This is a genomic window from Halanaerobium saccharolyticum subsp. saccharolyticum DSM 6643 (genome assembly GCF_000350165.1).
In the GTDB taxonomy this organism is placed as follows: domain Bacteria; phylum Bacillota; class Halanaerobiia; order Halanaerobiales; family Halanaerobiaceae; genus Halanaerobium; species Halanaerobium saccharolyticum.
The window spans coordinates 83,941-102,736 of record NZ_CAUI01000010.1 but is presented as its reverse complement, the minus strand read 5'-3'; the positions used below and the strand labels follow the sequence as shown (position 1 = coordinate 102,736).

The window sequence follows — 18,796 nt, the reverse complement described above, 5'->3', positions numbered from 1 at the left end:
AATCACAGATAGAAAAAGTGGATGAAGCTTTAAAACAGATTTCATCCACTTAATGTTATTATTAACTTCCACAGTAATTTAAAACTCTGGGTATATTAAATAATTCATCATGGCCGAGAACTTCTGCTTTTATCTTCTTACCAGAAGCAACTTCCAGCATATATTCAAATATTATTTTACCCATTGAATCTATATCTTCTTCACCCAGTATTACTTTCCCTGCATTTATATCAAGATTAAATTTCATTTTTTGAAAAGTATCATCATTTCCTGTTATTTTTATCACAGGTGCAATTGGAAAGCCGGTAGGAGTTCCTCTACCCGTTGTAAAGAGAACAATCTGTGCTCCACCTGTAACCAGACCTGTAGTAGATTCCCCATCCTGACCAGGAGTATCCATAAAGTTAAGACCTTTTGCCTGCATCTTTTCTGCATATTTTACTGCACCGGTTACTGGAGCTGTCCCAGTTTTATGAATGTTTCCAAGAGCTTTTTCCACAACTGTACTGACTCCTCCGTCAAAGTTTCCGGTAGAAATAAGTGCAGAACGATGCTTGTATTTTTCAGAGGCGGTTGCCCTTGCAAGTTCTCCCTCTGTTCTTTCAACAGAATTCAACATTTTTTCTGCCACTTCATCATCTACACAGCGGCGTCTTAAGATATGTTCGGCACCCAGCAATTCGGTCGTCTCACTAAATACTGAAGATCCTCCTTTACTTATCAGTATATCGGATGTTTTTCCTATTGCTGGATTTGCAGCAATACCTGAAGTGGCATCTGTTCCACCACATTCTAACCCAATTGTCAGCTCAGAAACATCGATTTCTTCTCTTTGATATGAATTTACTACTTCATTTAATTCATAGAGCTTTTCTGTACCGACAGTAACAGCTTTTAGAGAATCTCCTTCTTCCTGTATAACAACCTTTTCTACAGGTTTTCCACTCTCCTTCACGGCATCGTAAAACTCCTGTGGAGTAAAGCGCTCACATCCAAGTCCAACAATTAACACTCCACCTACATTAGGATGTGTCGCAAGATTTTTGAGTGTTCTTGCTGTCTGTTCCAAGTCCTCTCCAACCTGACTGCAGCCTACAGAATGGGTCAGACTAACGGCATCCTCTATATTTGCTGCTATCTGTTCTGCAACTTTGTTAGCACAAAACACTGAGGGAATCACTACCAAAAAATTTCTTACACCAGCAGAACCATCTTCTCTTTTATATCCCATAAATTTCATCTGTCATCACCTGCTTTCAACCTGCCGCGATCAGAAATTATATTATGATTATGAATCCAGGTTCCGGCAGAAATATCTTCTTTTGCATATGCGATTATCTCACCATATTTTATTATTTCTTCATCTTCTTTTATAGCATTAAGTGCTGCTTTATGACCAAACTTTATATCTTCTTTAAGTTCATATTTTTTGTCATTGTAAATATAATAATCTCCTTTAGATACATCAGAAAGAAGTACTGCTACATTGTCTTTTTCGCTTATTTTAAGTATATTTATTTCACTAATTTTAATCACTTCTCCCTATATTTAAAGACTGCACCTTCACCAGCATCACTCACCATCTTGGCATAAGTTCTGAGGAAACTGTTACCAGCCACTTTCATCGGGACTTTTTTCCAATTTTTTCTCCGCTTCTGCAGTTCTTCTTCAGAAACTTTTAGCTCAAGTTTTCTTTCTGGAATATTAATTTCTATTATATCTCCATCTTTAATAAAAGCGATATTTCCACCTACTGCAGCTTCTGGGGAAACATGACCGATACAAGGACCGCGTGTTGCTCCAGAGTATCGTGCATCTGTTATCATTGCCACAGATTTGCCAAGTCCCATCCCTACCAATATTGCAGCTGGAAGTGATAGTTCTCTCATTCCCGGGCCGCCTGCTGGTCCTTCATAGCGGATTACAAGTACATCACCAGGTTTAACCTTACCTGACAGTAGAAGTTCTTTAACCTCTTCTTCCGAATTAGCTATTACAGCAGGTCCGCTGTGAACAAGCATCTCTTCATCTACTCCACTTTCCTTAACAATAGACCCTTTAGGAGCAAGATTACCCTGTAGAACAGCAAGCCCACCTTTTTCTGCCAGCGGATTTTCGAGTGATTTAATTACTTCATTGGGAGTAAATTCTACTTTTTCAAGAAGATCACTCATCTTCTCACCTGTTATAGTTAGAAAATTTGTATATAACTGTGGTGAAAGGGCTTTAAGAACTCCATATACTCCTCCTGCTTTGTGGTAGTCACTCATGTTAAACTTAGAAGCAGGCTTAAACTTTGCCAGCAGTGGTGTGGTCTGGCTGTATTCATCAAATAATTTCAGCGGCAGTTCATAACCAAATTCAGAAGCAATTGCCTGTAGGTGTAAAATAGCATTTGTTGAGCCACCTACTGCCATCAAATATCTAACCAGATTTTTAATTGTATCTTCATTTATCATTTCTCTGGTAGTAATATTATTTTTTACAAGATCTACAGCAAGTTTACCTGTTTCCTTTGCTTTATGCATTCTCTGAGAATCAACAGCAAGCATTGTAGACGAACCAGGTATAGAAAGCCCCAGTGCTTCAACAAATGTACTCATGGTCATCGCTGTTCCCATCATAGAACATGTCCCGACAGTAGCACAGGTATTTGATTCTATTTCGTAAAATTCTTCTTCAGTTATTTCACCAGAATTTACTCTACCCATTGCTTCTTTTATATCACAGGTAACAAATTCTTCTCCAGCTATCTCCCGGGAAAGCATTACACCACCTGTTAAAAATGCAGTCGGCAGGTCAAGTCTGGCTGCCGCCATGAGCATACCAGGAACTATTTTATCACAGGAACAGAGCATAACAAGTCCATCATACTGTGATGCCTGAACCATTAGCTCTATTGAGGCTGCTATAATATCTCTAGACGGCAGAATATAATGCATACCTTTTCCCTGTGCAACAGCATCACAGGGAGCAATTGTATTAAATTCAACAGGCATTCCTCCAGCTCCATAAATACCTTCTCTTACATATTTAGCTAGATCTCTGAGATGATAATGAGCCGGATTACTTTCACTAAATGAGTTAACTATTGCTATCTGAGGTTTTTTGAGATCTTCATCTGTATATCCCATTGTTCTGTACATGGCTCTAGCATAAGCTCCTGTTAAACCTTCCATGTGTTTTTGACTTCTAAGTTCTTCCAACTATTTCACCTCCTGCTCATATTTAACTATCATTCTATGTGAATACTGCATTACAGCAATTCTTGTATCTTCTCCAAAATCAGCAAGTGCCTGATCTACAGCTTTCTGAGCTGTTTCTGCATAACTCATATGAATTTTTTCAAAAACATCTTTTTCAAGATACGGCTGAGCCATAACTACTTCATGGTCAGAAAGAACCTGGGCAACTCCATAAGCTCTATGGTGTCCCGGCTTGAATTCTTCAAAAGCTCCTACAACATTTACAACTTCTTCTGGAGATTTATGTTTAGCAAGTGTATCATAGAAAACATGATTATATATTCCATCTTTCATCGGTGATACCATAATCAATCGGGCACCTTTATCTACACATGGATATTTTACTGCTGAACCTGCAACAGCACAGACCCCCATGGCTGATACATGATATAGATTAGAATCTTTTGGATATCCACTTGCAACAATCAAGACATCTGCTTTTTCTGAAACTTTTACTTCGAACATATCTCTAACATAAGCAACTATATCTCTGTGTGCTTTTTCAACTTTTCCAGCCTGTACATAAAATAGTTCTTCTTCTTCGTTCATAACTCCATTTACCAGAAAATCTACTTTTGCCATCTCTGCCATTTCTAGACTTGAAAGATAAAATGGGTTATCTTCTACAATACCAAAACTGGCCTGCGGATTGTCAACTATTATAGGCCTGTGGGTGGAACTTATGGTCTCATCACTTGCAACTCCAACAGAAACCATCTTACCTCCACCACTAAATCCAGCAAATGGATGTGGTAAAACGGTGCCGAGAGCGATTTTTAAATCTGATTCGTAAAACTGCTTATTGATTTTGACAGGGTGACCAAAAGAAGTTTCTCCTAAATCAACCATTTCACTATCAAAAGCACTATGGCAGACATAATTTACTTTTCCATATACTGAACCAAGTTTATCTTTAACTTCTTCTTCATATGCTAGTCTGTGAGATCCCGGACCTATCATAACAGTGATATCATCGTTTTTTATTCCCGCTTCATTGAGTTTTTCTACAATGATTGGCAGTGCAATTTTTTCAATGTTTGGCCTGGAGTGATCTGTAATTGCAATAACTGCATTTTTTCTGTCTTCTGCAAGTGCTTTTAATGAATCTGCTGCAACAGGATTATTCAAAACTTTCTTTACTGCCGCCATAGTATCTTTTATTTTTTCTTTTTCCTCTACATCAAAAACACCAATTAGATTCTTTTTAGGAATATCAACAGAAACATATTCGTTTTTACCATAAGGTATTTTCACTTCCATATTATTCTTCCCCCAGTTTTTCTTCTGCCTTTTTATAAGCCTCCTCATAACTTAATTCTATCCTTGCTACACCAGATTTTACTGCTGCTTCCGCTACTGCTGCCGCAACATGTGGTCCAACTCTACTATCAAAAGGTTTTGGTATTACATATTCTTCTGTAAGTTCTTTCTCACTGACTAAGTCTGCAAGCGCCTGTGCTGCTGCGAGTTTCATCTCCATATTAATATCCGTCGCTCTTACATCCAGTGCTCCACGGAAAATTCCCGGGAAAGCAAGTACATTGTTGATCTGATTTGGATAATCAGAACGTCCAGTTCCTACTATCCTTGCGCCTGCTTTAAAAGCAAGTTCTGGATCTATTTCAGGATCTGGATTTGCCATGGGAAATACTATCGGATCATCTGCCATATCTTTTACCATCTCTTCTGTCATTACATTTGCTACAGATACTCCTAGGAAGACATCTGCTCCATTTATGACATCTCCTAACTTTCCCTTTTCTTTGTCAGGATTAGTTATCTTTGCAATTTTTTCTTTGATCTCATTCATGTTTCCTCTGCCTTCATAAAGAGCTCCACATCTATCTAAGAGTATGACATTTTCAGCTCCTTTTTCCATTATGATTCCGGCCATGGAAATTCCAGCAGCTCCTGCACCATTGATTACTACTTTTAAATCTTTGAATTTCTTATCTAAAATTTTAATTGAGTTCATAAGTGCACCCAAAGTTATAATTGCAGTTCCATGCTGGTCATCATGGAATACAGGAATGTTCATTTCTTCTTTTAATTTTTCTTCTATAATAAAGCACTCTGGTGCTTTTATATCTTCAAGATTTATTCCTCCAAATACAGGTTCTAACAACTTTACTGTATTGATTATTTCTTCTAAATCTTCTGAATCAAGACAGATTGGAAACCCATCTATTGCACCGAACTCTTTAAATAAAACTGATTTTCCTTCCATTACAGGTATAGAAGCATCTGCTCCTATATTTCCCAGTCCCAATACTGCGGTACCATTGGAAACAATAGCTACAAAGTTGCTTTTATTAGTGTATTTATATACATCATTACTGTTTTCGGCAATTGCTAGACATGGATAGGCAACTCCCGGAGAATAAGCAAGGGTTAAGTCATCTTCGTTTTCTACCTTAACCTTTCCTGCTACCTTTAATTTCCCCATTTTTTCTTCATGCATCTTTAACGCTTTTTCTTTTAAATTTTCCAAAATAACCATCCTTAAAGTTTAATTTTTTTTCTAACAGGACTCTTCCCACAAAAAATATTTTTTGTGGGAGAATATTTACTTTACAACCAAGACAGATGTTTTTGCATGTTTTATAATCTTTTCCGCTGTACTTCCCAGCAGCTTATCTTTTACTGTTTTATCACTTTTATCAGCAATAACTATTAAATCAAAATTATTTTCTTCAGCATAATTACATATATCTTGCCCTATATAATTTCCTTCTTTAACAACTCTTTCAGTCTCTAAACCCTTTTCTCCTAATTCAACCTCACACTGCCCATATAGTGTGCTGCATGTTTTTAAAGCTTCTTCTGTTTCTTTTTTTGTTTCTTCCAGATCGAGATTTAACTGTTCAAACTCTTCTTTAGATCTTATCAATTTGTGTTTAGTACTTATAATTGTCAGAAATGTAACTGAACCTTTGCATAAAAGAGCCATTTCTTGAGCTTTCTGAGCAACCGCAGAACAGCTTTCAGAACCCTTTACAGCAACTAAAATTTTAAACATTTCAATTGTCGCCTCCCCATATAATATACTAAGTGATATTGAAATTTATCATTATTTAAATAAAAATTTTATGCAAAAAATCATACTGCACAGCAAATAGCTCTTAATTCAGGATGATTCAATTTGTTTTGTTCTTCTGACTCATTACTCTTTAAGTTTTGGAAGTGTAGATATTCCATAAGGAATAACAAGAATTTTGACATCATCACCAAGTTCATCCATTGCATCTTTTAGTGCACTATCCAGGTCATCAAAGATATTTATAAAGAGTTTTTCTTTTATATCATCTGACAGTGATGAAACAAGATAAATCTCACTTTCGCTATGTATCATGGCGATCCGAGAAGCTTTGTGGCGTCCGAGAATAAAATCATCTTCCAACTCATCAATTAATTCCTGAGCAGATTTTCCTCCTGTAAGTGCATCACCAAAATGATCTTCTCCAAGCCCATCTTCACATTTAGCAGCAATTATAATTTTACCACCTTTTTTTACGGCAAGACTGGCGTTTTCCATAGCTTTATGTGTCTGATAGAGGTCAATATCTTTTGGCATTCCACCAGGTGTGGTAACTACTATATCAGCAAGTTCATCTATTTCGCTCTGATATATTTTTTCTATATAATCTTTACCTGCACGGTGGGCAGCAGTTACTTCACCAGCAACAACCTTTATCAGCTTTTTGCCACTGTTAAGCACAGCATTAACCATAAAATCTATGCCTATCATTTCGCCAATCTCTTCTATTTCTTCGCGAACAGGATTTCCTTCTATCTGTCCACCTCTTGCCATTGGATCTAAGAATTTCTGATGATTCTGTAGAATAGTTTTTCGACTGCACACACCTGGTGCGAGTGCTTTTGCACCTCCACTAAATCCGGCGAAATAGTGGTATTCCAAATTACCTGTTGCTATAATAAAATCTGAATCAAGGACCTGATCAAAGATTTCTATTTCTGTACCTCTTTTACTTGTACCCACATTTCTGCAGCTTTCAACCTCATGGTCTATGCACTCTATTCTATTATAGATCTCTTCTCCAACAAGTTTTTTCTTTTCCTCTTCAGTCTGTTTTCTGTGTACTCCCAGCCCAAAGACAATTTTTATATTTTCGTCTTTAACTCCTGCTGAGTTTAATTCTTCAACAATAGGAGGGAGAAGCAAATAGGAAGGAGAAGGTCGAGAAATATCACTGGCTAAAATTACAACTTCATCTTGATCTTTTACTAAATCTTTGAGCTTTTTACTCTTAATAGGTTCAGCCAGTGCTCTTATCACTTCTGCCTCAGGATTTTTCAGAGCTTCAACATCTTCTGGCATCAGTTCTGCCATTAGATTTTGTTCGAGAACATTTACCTTTACTTTTTCGTGGCCGTATTTTAATTTAAATTCCATAATACTCCACCTCACTATATATATTTTTTACAAAGATCAGGAATGTCTGTCAGTTTCCTTGCAACTTCAATCCCGGCTTCTTCAAGTTTTTCTTTTTTGTAATTTGCACTACCTTCTCCACCTGGAGAAACTATAGCACCTGCATGACCCATTCTTTTTCCTTCAGGTGCAGCCTCTCCTGCTATAAATGCAATAACAGGTGTTTCCATATTTTCTTTGACATACAAGGCAGCTTCTTCCTCATCTGTGCCACCGATTTCTCCAATCATCAAAACAACCTCTGTTTCTGGATCTTCTTCAAAAAGGGGCAACAAATCTTTAAATGTTATCCCCTGTAAAGGGTCACCACCTATACCAACAACTGTAGACTGACCAATTCCATTTATTGTCAGGTTGTTAACTGCTTCATAAGAAAGAGTAGCACTTCTTGAGATCATGCCCACACTGCCTTCTTTATAGATAATATCCGCCATAAATCCTAATTTAGATTTTCCAGGAGATATAATTCCTGGTGTATTGGGGCCAATTAATGTGCAGTTATTTTTATTTGCATATTCTCTACAGTAAAGCATATCATGGAAAGGGATACCTTCTGCAACCGTAACAACTACCTCAAGACCTGCATCAATCGCCTCTAAAATAGCATCTCTGCTGAATCTTGGAGGAACAAATAGTATGCTTGCATCTGCACTTGTTGCTTCTGCTGCTTCTTTTACTGTGTCAAATACAGGCAGACCGTTAATTTTCTGGTCACTTTTCCCAGGTGTTACTCCCCCAACTACATTTGCACCATATTTTAACATCAAATCAGCATGGAAACTTCCTTCACGTCCAGTAATACCCTGAACAATAATTTTAGTATCTTTATCGATAATAATACTCATACTATTCACCCCCCTTAATTGTTTTTACAACTTTTTCTACCACTTCTTCTAAATCAGATGCCGCCTCAAGTCCTGCTTCTTTAAGTATTTCTATACCTTCATCGCGATTTGTCCCCTGAAGTCTGCAGATAACAGAAATCTCAGATGGTACTTTTTCTAAAGATTTGCTTACACCTGTTGCAATTTCATCACACCTTGTTATACCACCAAAGATATTGAATAATATTGACTCAACATCACTGTCCTGTAAAACTACATCAAAAGCTTTTTGTACCTTTTCAGAAGTAGCTCCTCCACTCAAGTCAAGTATATTTGCTGCATTCGCTCCATGTCGCTGCAGTGCGTCAAGTGTCGAAATAGCAAGACCGGCACCATTACTTATTACTGATACATTTCCACTCAATTTGATAACAACAAAACCAGCCTGACGACCAATTAACTCCATTTTTTCTTCTTTTTCTTCATCCCACATTGTGAGAAGTTTTGACTGTCTGTATCTTGCATTATCATCCATCTCTAATTTGCCATCAAGAGCTTTTACACTTCCATCAGCCAGCAGGGCAAGTGGGTTGATTTCTACTAATAAACAGTCATTATTTTTAAATATATCATAAAGCTTCTTTACTATTGGTACAATTTTTTTGCTCATTTCTCTGTCAAAATCGAAAGCTTTTACTATCGGATTCAGATGAAAATTCTGAAATCCTAAAACAGGATCAATATTAACTTTAACAACTTTTTCTGGTTTTTTTGCTGCAACTTCTTCTATATCCATTCCACCTGAACGGCTGAAAATAAGTGTGTCTGTTTTTTTGCTTCTGTTTAATGTTAATCCCAGATAGTATTCTTCTTCTATATCCTGTAGCTCTTCAATTAATAGTCTATTTACTTCTTCACCTTTTATTTCCATATTAAATAGCTTTTCTGCCATTTTTTCTACTTCCTCTTTAGTTGAAGCAAATTTAATTCCACCAACTTTACCTCTTCCACCCACATGGACTTGAGATTTTAGGGCAACCTTATAATCCAGTTCTTCTGCTTTTTTTACAGCTTCTTTTACTGAAAGTGCCAGCTGGCCAGCAGGGGTTTCTATCCCATTTTCCGAAAAAATTTCTTTAGCCTGATATTCGTATATTTTCAAGTTAGCTTCACTCCTTTTCTGACTGCACTTTTTTAGCAAGTTCCATACCTAATTGGAAGGATTTCATATTTACTTCTTCTGTCCCTTTAGGAATTCTTCCCTTTATTGCTTTTTTGTATACATCTAATTCTGCTATATCTGTCAGCTCTGCCACTGCTCCTATAAAAGCTATATTTGTCGGCAGTATTGTTCCCAGCTCTTCTTTTACTTCTTTTGTAAATGGTATTCGATATAGATTTTCTGTATTGATTTCTGGAATATCTTCAATTAAAAATGAATCTAAAATTATCAGGGCATCTTCTTTTGCATCAGCATAATATTTGCTGCATGACTGCTGTGAAAGTGCCACAAATATATCCGGATTTTTAACTGCAAGGTTTGTAATCCCTTTTTTATTTGCAATTACCTCTCCTCTGCTTGCACCTCCACGGGCCTCTATACCGTGAGACTCTCCCTGTATTACATTATAGCCTGAGGCTGTCAGTATATCGGCAAAGATAATACTTGCCAGCACAAGTCCTTGTCCTCCTGAACCACTGAATCTTATCTCTAACTGTTCAAGTTTTTTTAAACTCATTATCCTTCACCTTCTTCTTTAAATCCTGTCAGTCTATCATATGTTTCTACATATTCTGGCTTTTCCTCATCTACAAGTATACCTCTAATTAATTTACCTTTTAATTCTTCTTCAGTCATCTTTTCTGCTTGTTTTTTGGTTACTGTCAGCTCTTTTAGATGTTTTACTAATTTAGAAGGCTGTTTCATATTATTTTTTCTCCCAAAATGAGTAGGACAAGTTGTAAATATTTCAACTAAAGAGAATCCTTTGTGTTCTATAGCTGCCTTCACTAAGCCTTTTAGCTCTCTTACATTGTAGACATCTCCACGTCCAACAAAAGTTGCTCCTGCCCCTTCTACAAGCTTACATACATCCATTTGATTTTCTGTCATCCCAAATGGTGCTGTAGAGGCAAATCTTCCTCTCTCTGTTGTCGGCGCATACTGTCCTCCTGTCATTCCATATATCTCATTTGTTGCTACTACTGCGGTAATATCGATGTTTCTTCTAGCTGCATGGATTAAATGATTACCCCCAATTGCTGCTGCATCTCCATCTCCCATAAATACTATTACATTTAATTCTGGATTGGCAAGTTTTACTCCTGTTGCATAGCTTAACGCTCTTCCATGTGGTGTTCTGAGAGATGGAAAATCTGAATATACCGGTAATCTACCCGCACATCCGATCGCACATACCATCACTGTTTTATCCTGATCTAAGCCCAGATCTTCTACTGCCTTAAGCATGGACTTCCAGGCTGTACCATGGGTACATCCCGGACAGGCAAAATGAGGCATCTGATCTGTTCTCAGTAAATTATCCAATTTGCTCATATATTTATCCTCCTTATGAATTTACTTCCATAATTTTATTGTAGAGTTCTTCTACACTTATGTGTCCACTATCTACTCTGTTGTGCTGTATCACTTCTGCTTTTCCTTCTAGAGCCTGTTTTACCAGTCCAGCTGTCTGGCCTAAATTCATCTCTGCCACTATTATCTTATCCACTCTTTTTGCTATCTCTTTAAGCTCTTTTTCTGGGAACGGCCAGATTGTTATCGGCCTGATAAGCTCTACTTCTACTCCCGCTTTTTTTGCTTTTTTGATTGCACCTTTTGCCGGTCTGGTGGTTGAACCAAATGCAAAAATGGCTATTTTAGCTTTTTCATTTTTTTCGTTCTCCAGCATTACTATATCATCATAGTATCTATCTAATTTGGAGTTGATTCTCCTTACATTAGCATCTATTGTCGATGGTGTAAGATCCGGTATTCCATCTTCTCCGTGGATCATGCCAGATATATTGTACCTGTATCCTCCACCCAGTGGTGGCAGTACTGGTAATCCTGTTTCATCTATTTTATACGGTAGATACTCATCTTTGGGATCTGCATCTGTGCGTCTTTCTACTATTTCCAATTCATCTTTATCCGGTATTACTATACTTTCTCTCATATGTGCTAAGAGCTCGTCCATTAAGATTACTACTGGAACCATATACTTTTCTGAAAGATTGAATGCTTTTACTGTGATCTCATATGCTTCTTTTACTGATCCAGGCATTAATGCTATACGTGGGCTGTCTCCATGTGATCCCCATTTAGCCTGCATTATATCCGCCTGATGTGGTTTTGTAGCTCCACCTGTGGATGGCCCTACCCTCTGTGCATTGTATATTACTATCGGCAACTCTACCATTGCTGCATAGCCCAGGTTTTCCTGCATCAGGCTAAATCCTGGTCCACTTGTTGCCGTCATCGATTTTTTTCCTGCTGCTGATGCACCTATTATTGCTCCTATACTTCCCAACTCATCTTCCATCTGTATAAATCTTCCTCCGTGGGAAGACAATTTTTCTGAAAGTATTTCTATTACTTCTGTTGAAGGGGTAATCGGATATCCGGCACAGAATTTCAATCCTGCTGCCAGGGCTCCTTCAGCTACTGCTTGATTACCCTGCATTAATACTGCTTCTTTCATATACTTAATCCTCCTCTACTATTTCTATTGCAAAATCAGGACAGCGCAACTCACACAGCATACAGCTGATACATGCGTCTGCATCCACTACCTTAAGTTTTCCTGTAATGTCTAGTTCTAATACATTTGTTGGGCAAAAGTCTACACATATTCCACAGCTTTTGCACCATTTTTGATTAGTTTCTATCTTTGTTTTTGTCTTGCTAACAGTTTCTACCATAAATGTAACCCTCCTAAATTTAAGTTATCTATTTGTCTGTAAAAGCAACTTTTCTCTCTCTATAAAATGTGTAGAATGCAAAGCCCATAGAACCAACTATCATAATAATTAATACCCAGTTGATTAATCCTTTGAATAGAACAGCGGGATTACCTGCCCCCATCAGAAGAGCTCTTCTAACATTTGATTCTGCCATCGGACCCAGTATTAATGCCAGTACCGCAGGGGCAGAGTCTATGTTAAGTTTACGCATTAAATATCCTAGTAAACCAAAAGCCAACATTAATCCAGAATCAAACAAACTGTTTTGAATTGCATAAGATCCTACAATACTCAACACTATAATAATCGGTCCTAAGACCGCTGTAGGTATTTTAACAACATTTATAAATAAATTTGCTCCATAATATCCGAGCACAAGCATAATAAAATTACCAATAAGAATTGCTCCCATAAAGGAATAAACAATATCTGCATTCTGTGCAAATAATCTTGGACCAGGATTTAATCCCTGAATCAAAAGACCACCAATAAGAACTGCAGTAACACCATTACCAGGAACACCTAAAGTTAAAAGCGGAATTAATGATCCTCCGGTTACACCATTATTAGCTGCTTCCGAGGCTGCAATCCCTTCACTATAGCCTGTACCAAATTTTTCGGGGTTTTTAGACCATCTTTTCCCCTCATTATATCCAACATAAGATGCAATGTTTGCTCCAGCACCAGGAATAATCCCTATTAATGTTCCAAGAATACCTGATCTTAAATATGTTGGCCAGATTTCCTTTATCTCTGCAAAAATTTCTTTTGGAGAAATAATTTTATCTGTTTTCATAACACTTATACCTTTATTTAACTTTCCACTTTCTAAAGTCTCTAAAACCTGTGGAATAGAATATAATCCTATCAGCAGAACAATAACCTGAACACCACTCTGCAAATTTACATTTTCAAATGTAAATCTTGAAGTACCTACCAGTGGATCCATTCCCACTACACCCACAAAAAGACCAATTGCCGCTGAAATAAAACCCTTGATCGGATTATCAGCAGATAGTGTTACAATTATAGATAAACCAAAAAGTGCAACCCAGAAATATTGAGCTGGGCCAAATTCTAAAGCAATTTTTGCAAGCGGCGGTGAAATAAACAATAAGGCAAGAGCACTTATTACCCCACCAGTAAAAGAAGAAGTTATAGAAATTTTTAATGCTTTATCTGCTTCGCCATTTGTAGTCATCGGATAGCCATCAAGTGTTGTAGCAACAGAAGCAGGTGTTCCAGGTACTCTTATTAATATTGCAGATATTGAACCTCCATAAATTGCTCCAATATATATACTTCCAAGTAAAATAAGTCCATAGGCTGGCTCCATAGCAAAAGTTATAGGAATCAATAGAGCAACTCCCATAGTTGCAGATAAACCGGGCATAGCACCAATTGTTATACCTCCAGCAACACCAGAAATCATTAAGAAAATACCATAAAAACTAAAAATTGTCGAAAAAGCTTGAAGCAACGAATCCCACATATATTTTACCTCCTCAATTTATTTTAAGATAGAATTCCCATTGGTAATGGTACATTTAAAAACAGTCTAAATACTAAAAATAAAAACACGCTAAAAAAGAGGGGGTAGAGAAATAAAATCTTTTTGTTTCTATAACCAAGAATAATTGTTAATGAAAATAAAAATAATGGTGTTACAATAAAGTATCCAACTTTATCAATCAATACAAAATACAGTATGCTAATTCCAATAATCATTGCCATTCTCTTAACATTAATATTTTCTGTTTTTTCTTTTCCCTTATAAAAATCAAATTGAGCCGCTAAAAACAAAGCAGCCGAAAGAACTATTCCCCCCATAAAAATTGCTTTGGGAAACGAACTGGCTCCTCCCATTTCATATTCCCCCGCTTTAATATAACCAGCCACACTTAAAATAAAAATTATAGCGGCAGTAATTTTATCTTTTACAGCCATTTCCATTGTTTTCCCTCCTTAATCAACTTAAATTTCATTGAGAGGGAGAAGCATATGCTTCTCCCTTTGCTTTAATTTTTTTATGTTCTTTATTACCACTGGAACTTTTTGTGTAATTCTTTAATGTTACTATTATATCTTTCAAGAACTTTTTCAGCGTTATCTAATACTTGAATATCTAGAGGCTGCTGAGCTTTAGTAGCCTTTTCTATAAATTCCGGGTTCTTCGCTGCTTTTCTTGCTGCATCTGCTAAAATTTGAAGTTTCTCATCAGAAACTCCTTTCAACAATGAAATACCACGACTAGAACCAGAAATTACATTATAACCACTTTCTTTAAATGTTGGAACATCTGGTAAATCTCCATATCTCTTTTCAGACATAACTCCTAGGACTCTCATCTGACCGGATTCCACAAATTGAACTGCTTCACTTGCGTTGATTGCAGCAGCCATAATGTGTCCACCAAGCAGAGCCGTTCTGTTAGGTGCAGCACCTGTAAATGGTACTGGAGTAAATTTAGCACCAGTTCTATCCTGAAGCATCAAAGTTGCTATATGGTCGTCTCCACCAATTCCTGAGTTGCCAATTGTTAATGAACCAGGATTTTCTTCTGCAAATTTAACGAATGATTCTAAATCAGGAAATCTATCATCATCTGCTTTAACTGCTATTACGCCTGGGTCAGTAACTAAGTTAATCAAAGGCTGATATGCATCAATTGAATATTGGGTCTCTCTCATAAGTGGATTAGACACAAAATGTGGTAAGTTAGTAAATCCAATTGAATATCCATCAGGATCCTGGTTATATAACCATGTAATACCAACTTCAGCGTTAGAACCAGGTTTGTTTAAAATAGCAATACTTTCATCTAATTCTTCTTCTAAATATGGAGCAAATAGTCTTGCTATTACATCAGTTCCACCACCGGCTGAAAAAGGAACCATTAATGTAATTGTCTTGTTAGGATAATCAGCTGCTATTACACCACTACTCAGACTTAAAACCAAAAGAGCCATCAGAACAAAAGTCATAATGCGTTTCATAAAATATTTTCCTCCTCTTATTTTCTACTAAATTCTAATTTTTACAATTAGTTGGAACTAAAAGTATAGACAGAATAAAAAATATCTCACCTCCTAATACATTATTTTTTTATTTTAACTTCTCTTGTAGCAACAATATCACAGTCTAATCCCGCAGGAGACTCAATAATAATATCTCCTACTGAAACAGGGGCATTCACATTCACATCATCAATTACATTCATAATATCCATTACCTTTTCTAATGGTACTGGTTTACTGGTCTTTACGCTTACAAGAGAAGTATCCCCATCTTCAACCATCACTGAAGAAGTCAGTGTTCTAAGTGGATTCTTTATTTCCTGTTTTGCATAGTCTTTGCCTTTTGGACAGACTGCACCTTCAATTTCTATTATTTCATCATTCATATATTTTACTTTTATATCACAACCATTTGGACATAATATACAGGATATATATTTTTTTTCTACCATTATTCGACCACAACCTTTATATTATATTTTTCCATTGGTTTAATTTTATCTTTGTTCACCTTTATCTTTATCATTTCTGATGGATTTAGCTTTTTAAAAAGTTCTTCATGAAGAACTTTTCCATCAGCAATAACCTTTATTTTCTTATCTTTATCAGGTTTTCTTACTCTCATAGAAAATATTTGATCTTTTCCTTTAGAAATAACCTGTGGAATTACATATCCTATACCACTACCGGTTTCAACAAATATGTTTTCTTTATTTAATTTATGACCTTTTTTAATATATTCAGATGCAGCTCTGCCTGCTTTTTCTGCTTCGTCAGAAACAAAATCCACCAGATCATGAACATGGAGAACATTTCCACAGGCAAATATGCCGTCAACATTTGTCTCTAAATTGTCTTTTACCACTGCTCCACCTGTTGTGTTATCTAACTGAACTTTTGCTTTTTTGGAAAGCTCATTTTCTGGAATAAGTCCAACAGAAAGAATTAAAGTATCACACTTTATCTCATATTCTGTACCTGCAATCGGATTAAATAACTCATCAACTTCTGCCACAATCACTGATTCTAGCCTGCCATCACCTTTAACATCTATTACTGTATGATTTAGCTTAAGTGGAATATCATAATCAACAAGACACTGATTTATATTGCGCCTTAATCCATTTGAATAAGGCATAATTTCCAGTACTGTCTTTACATCTGCACCTTCTAATGTCAGCCTTCTGGCCATAATTAAACCTATATCTCCAGAGCCAAGAATAACGATTTTTTTACCAACCTGTATATTCTGTAGATTCATTAAATTCTGTGTAAGTCCTGCAGTATATATTCCGGAGGGCCTGTCACCAGGTAAACTTATTCCACCTGCTGTTCTTTCTCTGCTTCCCATAGCCAGAATCACAGCCTCAGCTTTGATGTGGAGAATGCCTTCATTTTCATTAAATGCTTTAATTTCCTTTTCATCTGTTAATTCTGTTACTATAGTATTTGTCATAATTTCTATTTCTTTTCCTCTGACTTTATCTATATAACGGTGAGCATACTCTGGTCCTGTCAGCACTTCTTTAAATTTGTGCAGCCCAAAACCATCGTGGATACACTGGTTTAAGATTCCCCCTGGCCTATCTTCTCTTTCGATAATTAATATATCTTCAATTCCGTCTTCATATGCAGCAAGTGCAGCAGCCAGCCCTGCAGGTCCTGCTCCAATAATTACGAGTCCTATTTTAATCATTTTATTCCCACCCCTTTGCCTGTCCAGCAAAAAGATTGGAGTTATTGCCTTCCAGCTTAATTTCATCTAGACCCATATCAAATTCATCCTGCATGATTTCTATTATTCTGGACATACAGTAACCGCCCTGACATCTTCCCATTGTGGCTCTAGCTCTGTATTTTACTCCTTTTAATGTTTGTACTCCAAGAGGATTATTTAATGCATCTATTATCTCCTGCTTTGTTATATTTTCACATCTGCAAATTATTTCTCTGTAATTGGGATTATCTGCAGCAAGTTCTTTTTGCTTTTCTTCAGAAAGTTCATAAAATTTGGTTATTCCTTTTCTTGTTTTTACAAAGTCTTCATTTTTCTTTAATTTTTCCATTTCATCTATTATTTCTGTAACATATTTTGCAATACCTGGAGCAGAAGTCAGTCCAGGTGATTCTATTCCAATTAAATTAATAAAGTTATCATATTTGGGGCTTTTTTCTATAATAAAATCTGTGAATCCACCGACCTCAGGTGGAACAATTTTGCTTCTAATACCAGAATAACTTCTAATCACCATATCTCGAGAAAGTTTGGGCAGAAACTCTTTTGCTTCTTTTATCAATTTATCCATTACTTTTTTTGTTGTAGCCTCATTATCAACATTATCGATGTATTCATTGCTAGGTCCAATCAAAATATTTCCTTCTACAGTCGGAGTAAGGTGAATTCCATATCCGCCAGCATTTTCTGGTGGTGCTGGATAAACAAGTCTTGACAGAAGCCCCGACGCATTTTTGTCCAGAACGTAATATTCACCTCTGCAGGGATATATTTCATATCTATCTTCACCAGAAAAAGATGCTATTTTATCTGAATGAAGACCTGCAGAATTGATAACATAATCTGTCATAATTTCACCTTTGTCTGTTTTGACAGAAAATTTGTGATTTTTTTTATTTATTTCTAACACTTCTGTATTCAGGTTGATCTCAACACCATTTTGATATGCATTCTCTGCAAAGGCTATTGTAAGTTCATATGGACTTGTAATTGCACTATTGGGAGAATACATCGCTGCTTTACCTGATATGTTCGGTTCTTTTTCTTCTATAAAATCTTCACCAACTATATGCAGTTCTGCACCATTCTTTCTTCCGATGTACTGCAGATTATATAGTTCTGCAACCTGTTTCTCTTCTACAGCTACCACTAATTTACCTGTCTTTTCATATGGAACATCCAGATCTCTGCAAATTTCTTCAAAATGATTGTTGCCGTACATACATACATCTGCTTTAAGTGAACCCACAGGTGCTGTAAAACCAGAATGAACTACACCACTATTGCTGTTGCTAGCACCCTGCCCTACATCATTTTCTTTTTCAATAAGTAATACATCAGTTTTGTATTTACTTAATTCTCTTGCAATAGCAGTGCCTACTACACCACCTCCTATTATTGTAATATCGTAGTTTTTTTTCAAAACTGACCCTCCTAATTATTTTTTAAATTTTCAATATAAACTTTATTTAAAAAGTTTTTAGAATTTTTTAACTTGCAAGACTATAATATGATAAAAATTGAATATTTACTTTCCGAATCTTGTTGCTTAGCTT

At 36.4% G+C, this 18,796-nt stretch carries 19 protein-coding genes; all 19 read right to left on the bottom strand.

Annotation, left to right across the window (positions count from 1 at the left end; genetic code table 11):
* Nucleotides 1-61: 61 nt before the first annotated feature.
* The gene (locus HSACCH_RS05045) at nucleotides 62-1,240 is read right to left on the bottom strand and encodes a UxaA family hydrolase (protein ID WP_005488358.1); all 1,179 of its coding nucleotides are present in this window, start codon (nucleotides 1,238-1,240) and stop codon (nucleotides 62-64) included.
* The gene (locus tag HSACCH_RS05040) at nucleotides 1,237-1,536 is read right to left on the bottom strand and encodes a UxaA family hydrolase (protein ID WP_005488357.1); all 300 of its coding nucleotides are present in this window, start codon (nucleotides 1,534-1,536) and stop codon (nucleotides 1,237-1,239) included. Before HSACCH_RS05040 ends, HSACCH_RS05045 begins: the two co-directional genes overlap by 4 nt.
* Complete coding sequence (gene ilvD / locus HSACCH_RS05035; protein WP_005488356.1) at nucleotides 1,533-3,206, bottom strand: dihydroxy-acid dehydratase; 1,674 nt, start codon at nucleotides 3,204-3,206, stop codon at nucleotides 1,533-1,535. The genes HSACCH_RS05040 and ilvD overlap by 4 nt, the downstream gene beginning before the upstream one ends.
* Nucleotides 3,207-4,505 (bottom strand): nickel-dependent lactate racemase family protein, encoded by a 1,299-nt coding sequence (locus tag HSACCH_RS05030; protein WP_005488355.1) that lies wholly within the window; start codon nucleotides 4,503-4,505, stop codon nucleotides 3,207-3,209.
* A 1-nt stretch (nucleotide 4,506) separates the two neighbouring features.
* Nucleotides 4,507-5,745, bottom strand: coding sequence for an NAD(P)-dependent malic enzyme (locus HSACCH_RS05025; RefSeq protein WP_040477119.1), 1,239 nt, complete (start codon nucleotides 5,743-5,745; stop codon nucleotides 4,507-4,509).
* A 66-nt stretch (nucleotides 5,746-5,811) separates the two neighbouring features.
* On the bottom strand, nucleotides 5,812-6,264 hold the full coding sequence (locus HSACCH_RS13570; RefSeq protein WP_005488353.1) for a universal stress protein: 453 nt from the start codon (nucleotides 6,262-6,264) through the stop codon (nucleotides 5,812-5,814).
* Between the two features lie 144 nt (nucleotides 6,265-6,408).
* Nucleotides 6,409-7,659, bottom strand: a complete 1,251-nt coding sequence (locus HSACCH_RS05015; RefSeq protein ID WP_005488352.1) for a lactate racemase domain-containing protein — start codon at nucleotides 7,657-7,659, stop codon at nucleotides 6,409-6,411.
* 14 nt (nucleotides 7,660-7,673) lie between these two features.
* Entirely contained in the window at nucleotides 7,674-8,543 is an 870-nt protein-coding gene (gene sucD / locus HSACCH_RS05010; protein ID WP_005488350.1) for a succinate--CoA ligase subunit alpha, read from the bottom strand.
* A gap of 1 nt (nucleotide 8,544) precedes the next feature.
* Nucleotides 8,545-9,684, bottom strand: coding sequence for an ADP-forming succinate--CoA ligase subunit beta (gene sucC / locus HSACCH_RS05005; RefSeq protein WP_005488349.1), 1,140 nt, complete (start codon nucleotides 9,682-9,684; stop codon nucleotides 8,545-8,547).
* 7 nt (nucleotides 9,685-9,691) lie between these two features.
* The gene (locus HSACCH_RS05000; protein ID WP_005488347.1) at nucleotides 9,692-10,261 is read right to left on the bottom strand and encodes a 2-oxoacid:acceptor oxidoreductase family protein; all 570 of its coding nucleotides are present in this window, start codon (nucleotides 10,259-10,261) and stop codon (nucleotides 9,692-9,694) included.
* The gene (locus HSACCH_RS04995) at nucleotides 10,261-11,079 is read right to left on the bottom strand and encodes a thiamine pyrophosphate-dependent enzyme (protein ID WP_005488346.1); all 819 of its coding nucleotides are present in this window, start codon (nucleotides 11,077-11,079) and stop codon (nucleotides 10,261-10,263) included. The genes HSACCH_RS05000 and HSACCH_RS04995 overlap by 1 nt, the downstream gene beginning before the upstream one ends.
* A gap of 13 nt (nucleotides 11,080-11,092) precedes the next feature.
* Entirely contained in the window at nucleotides 11,093-12,226 is a 1,134-nt protein-coding gene (locus HSACCH_RS04990; RefSeq protein WP_005488344.1) for a 2-oxoacid:acceptor oxidoreductase subunit alpha, read from the bottom strand.
* A gap of 4 nt (nucleotides 12,227-12,230) precedes the next feature.
* Entirely contained in the window at nucleotides 12,231-12,446 is a 216-nt protein-coding gene (locus HSACCH_RS04985; RefSeq protein ID WP_040477117.1) for a 4Fe-4S dicluster domain-containing protein, read from the bottom strand.
* A gap of 28 nt (nucleotides 12,447-12,474) precedes the next feature.
* A complete protein-coding gene (locus HSACCH_RS04980; RefSeq protein ID WP_005488342.1) occupies nucleotides 12,475-13,980 on the bottom strand; it encodes a tripartite tricarboxylate transporter permease in 1,506 nt (501 codons plus the stop codon).
* A 23-nt stretch (nucleotides 13,981-14,003) separates the two neighbouring features.
* Nucleotides 14,004-14,441, bottom strand: coding sequence for a tripartite tricarboxylate transporter TctB family protein (locus tag HSACCH_RS13565; RefSeq protein WP_005488340.1), 438 nt, complete (start codon nucleotides 14,439-14,441; stop codon nucleotides 14,004-14,006).
* 86 nt (nucleotides 14,442-14,527) lie between these two features.
* Entirely contained in the window at nucleotides 14,528-15,484 is a 957-nt protein-coding gene (locus HSACCH_RS04970) for a tripartite tricarboxylate transporter substrate binding protein (RefSeq protein ID WP_005488338.1), read from the bottom strand.
* 101 nt (nucleotides 15,485-15,585) lie between these two features.
* Nucleotides 15,586-15,957 (bottom strand): DUF1667 domain-containing protein, encoded by a 372-nt coding sequence (locus tag HSACCH_RS04965; protein WP_005488336.1) that lies wholly within the window; start codon nucleotides 15,955-15,957, stop codon nucleotides 15,586-15,588.
* Nucleotides 15,957-17,201 (bottom strand): NAD(P)/FAD-dependent oxidoreductase, encoded by a 1,245-nt coding sequence (locus HSACCH_RS04960; protein WP_005488335.1) that lies wholly within the window; start codon nucleotides 17,199-17,201, stop codon nucleotides 15,957-15,959. Before HSACCH_RS04960 ends, HSACCH_RS04965 begins: the two co-directional genes overlap by 1 nt.
* Before the next feature lies 1 nt (nucleotide 17,202).
* A complete protein-coding gene (locus tag HSACCH_RS04955) occupies nucleotides 17,203-18,663 on the bottom strand; it encodes an NAD(P)/FAD-dependent oxidoreductase (RefSeq protein WP_005488333.1) in 1,461 nt (486 codons plus the stop codon).
* Between the last annotated feature and the right edge of the window lie 133 nt (nucleotides 18,664-18,796).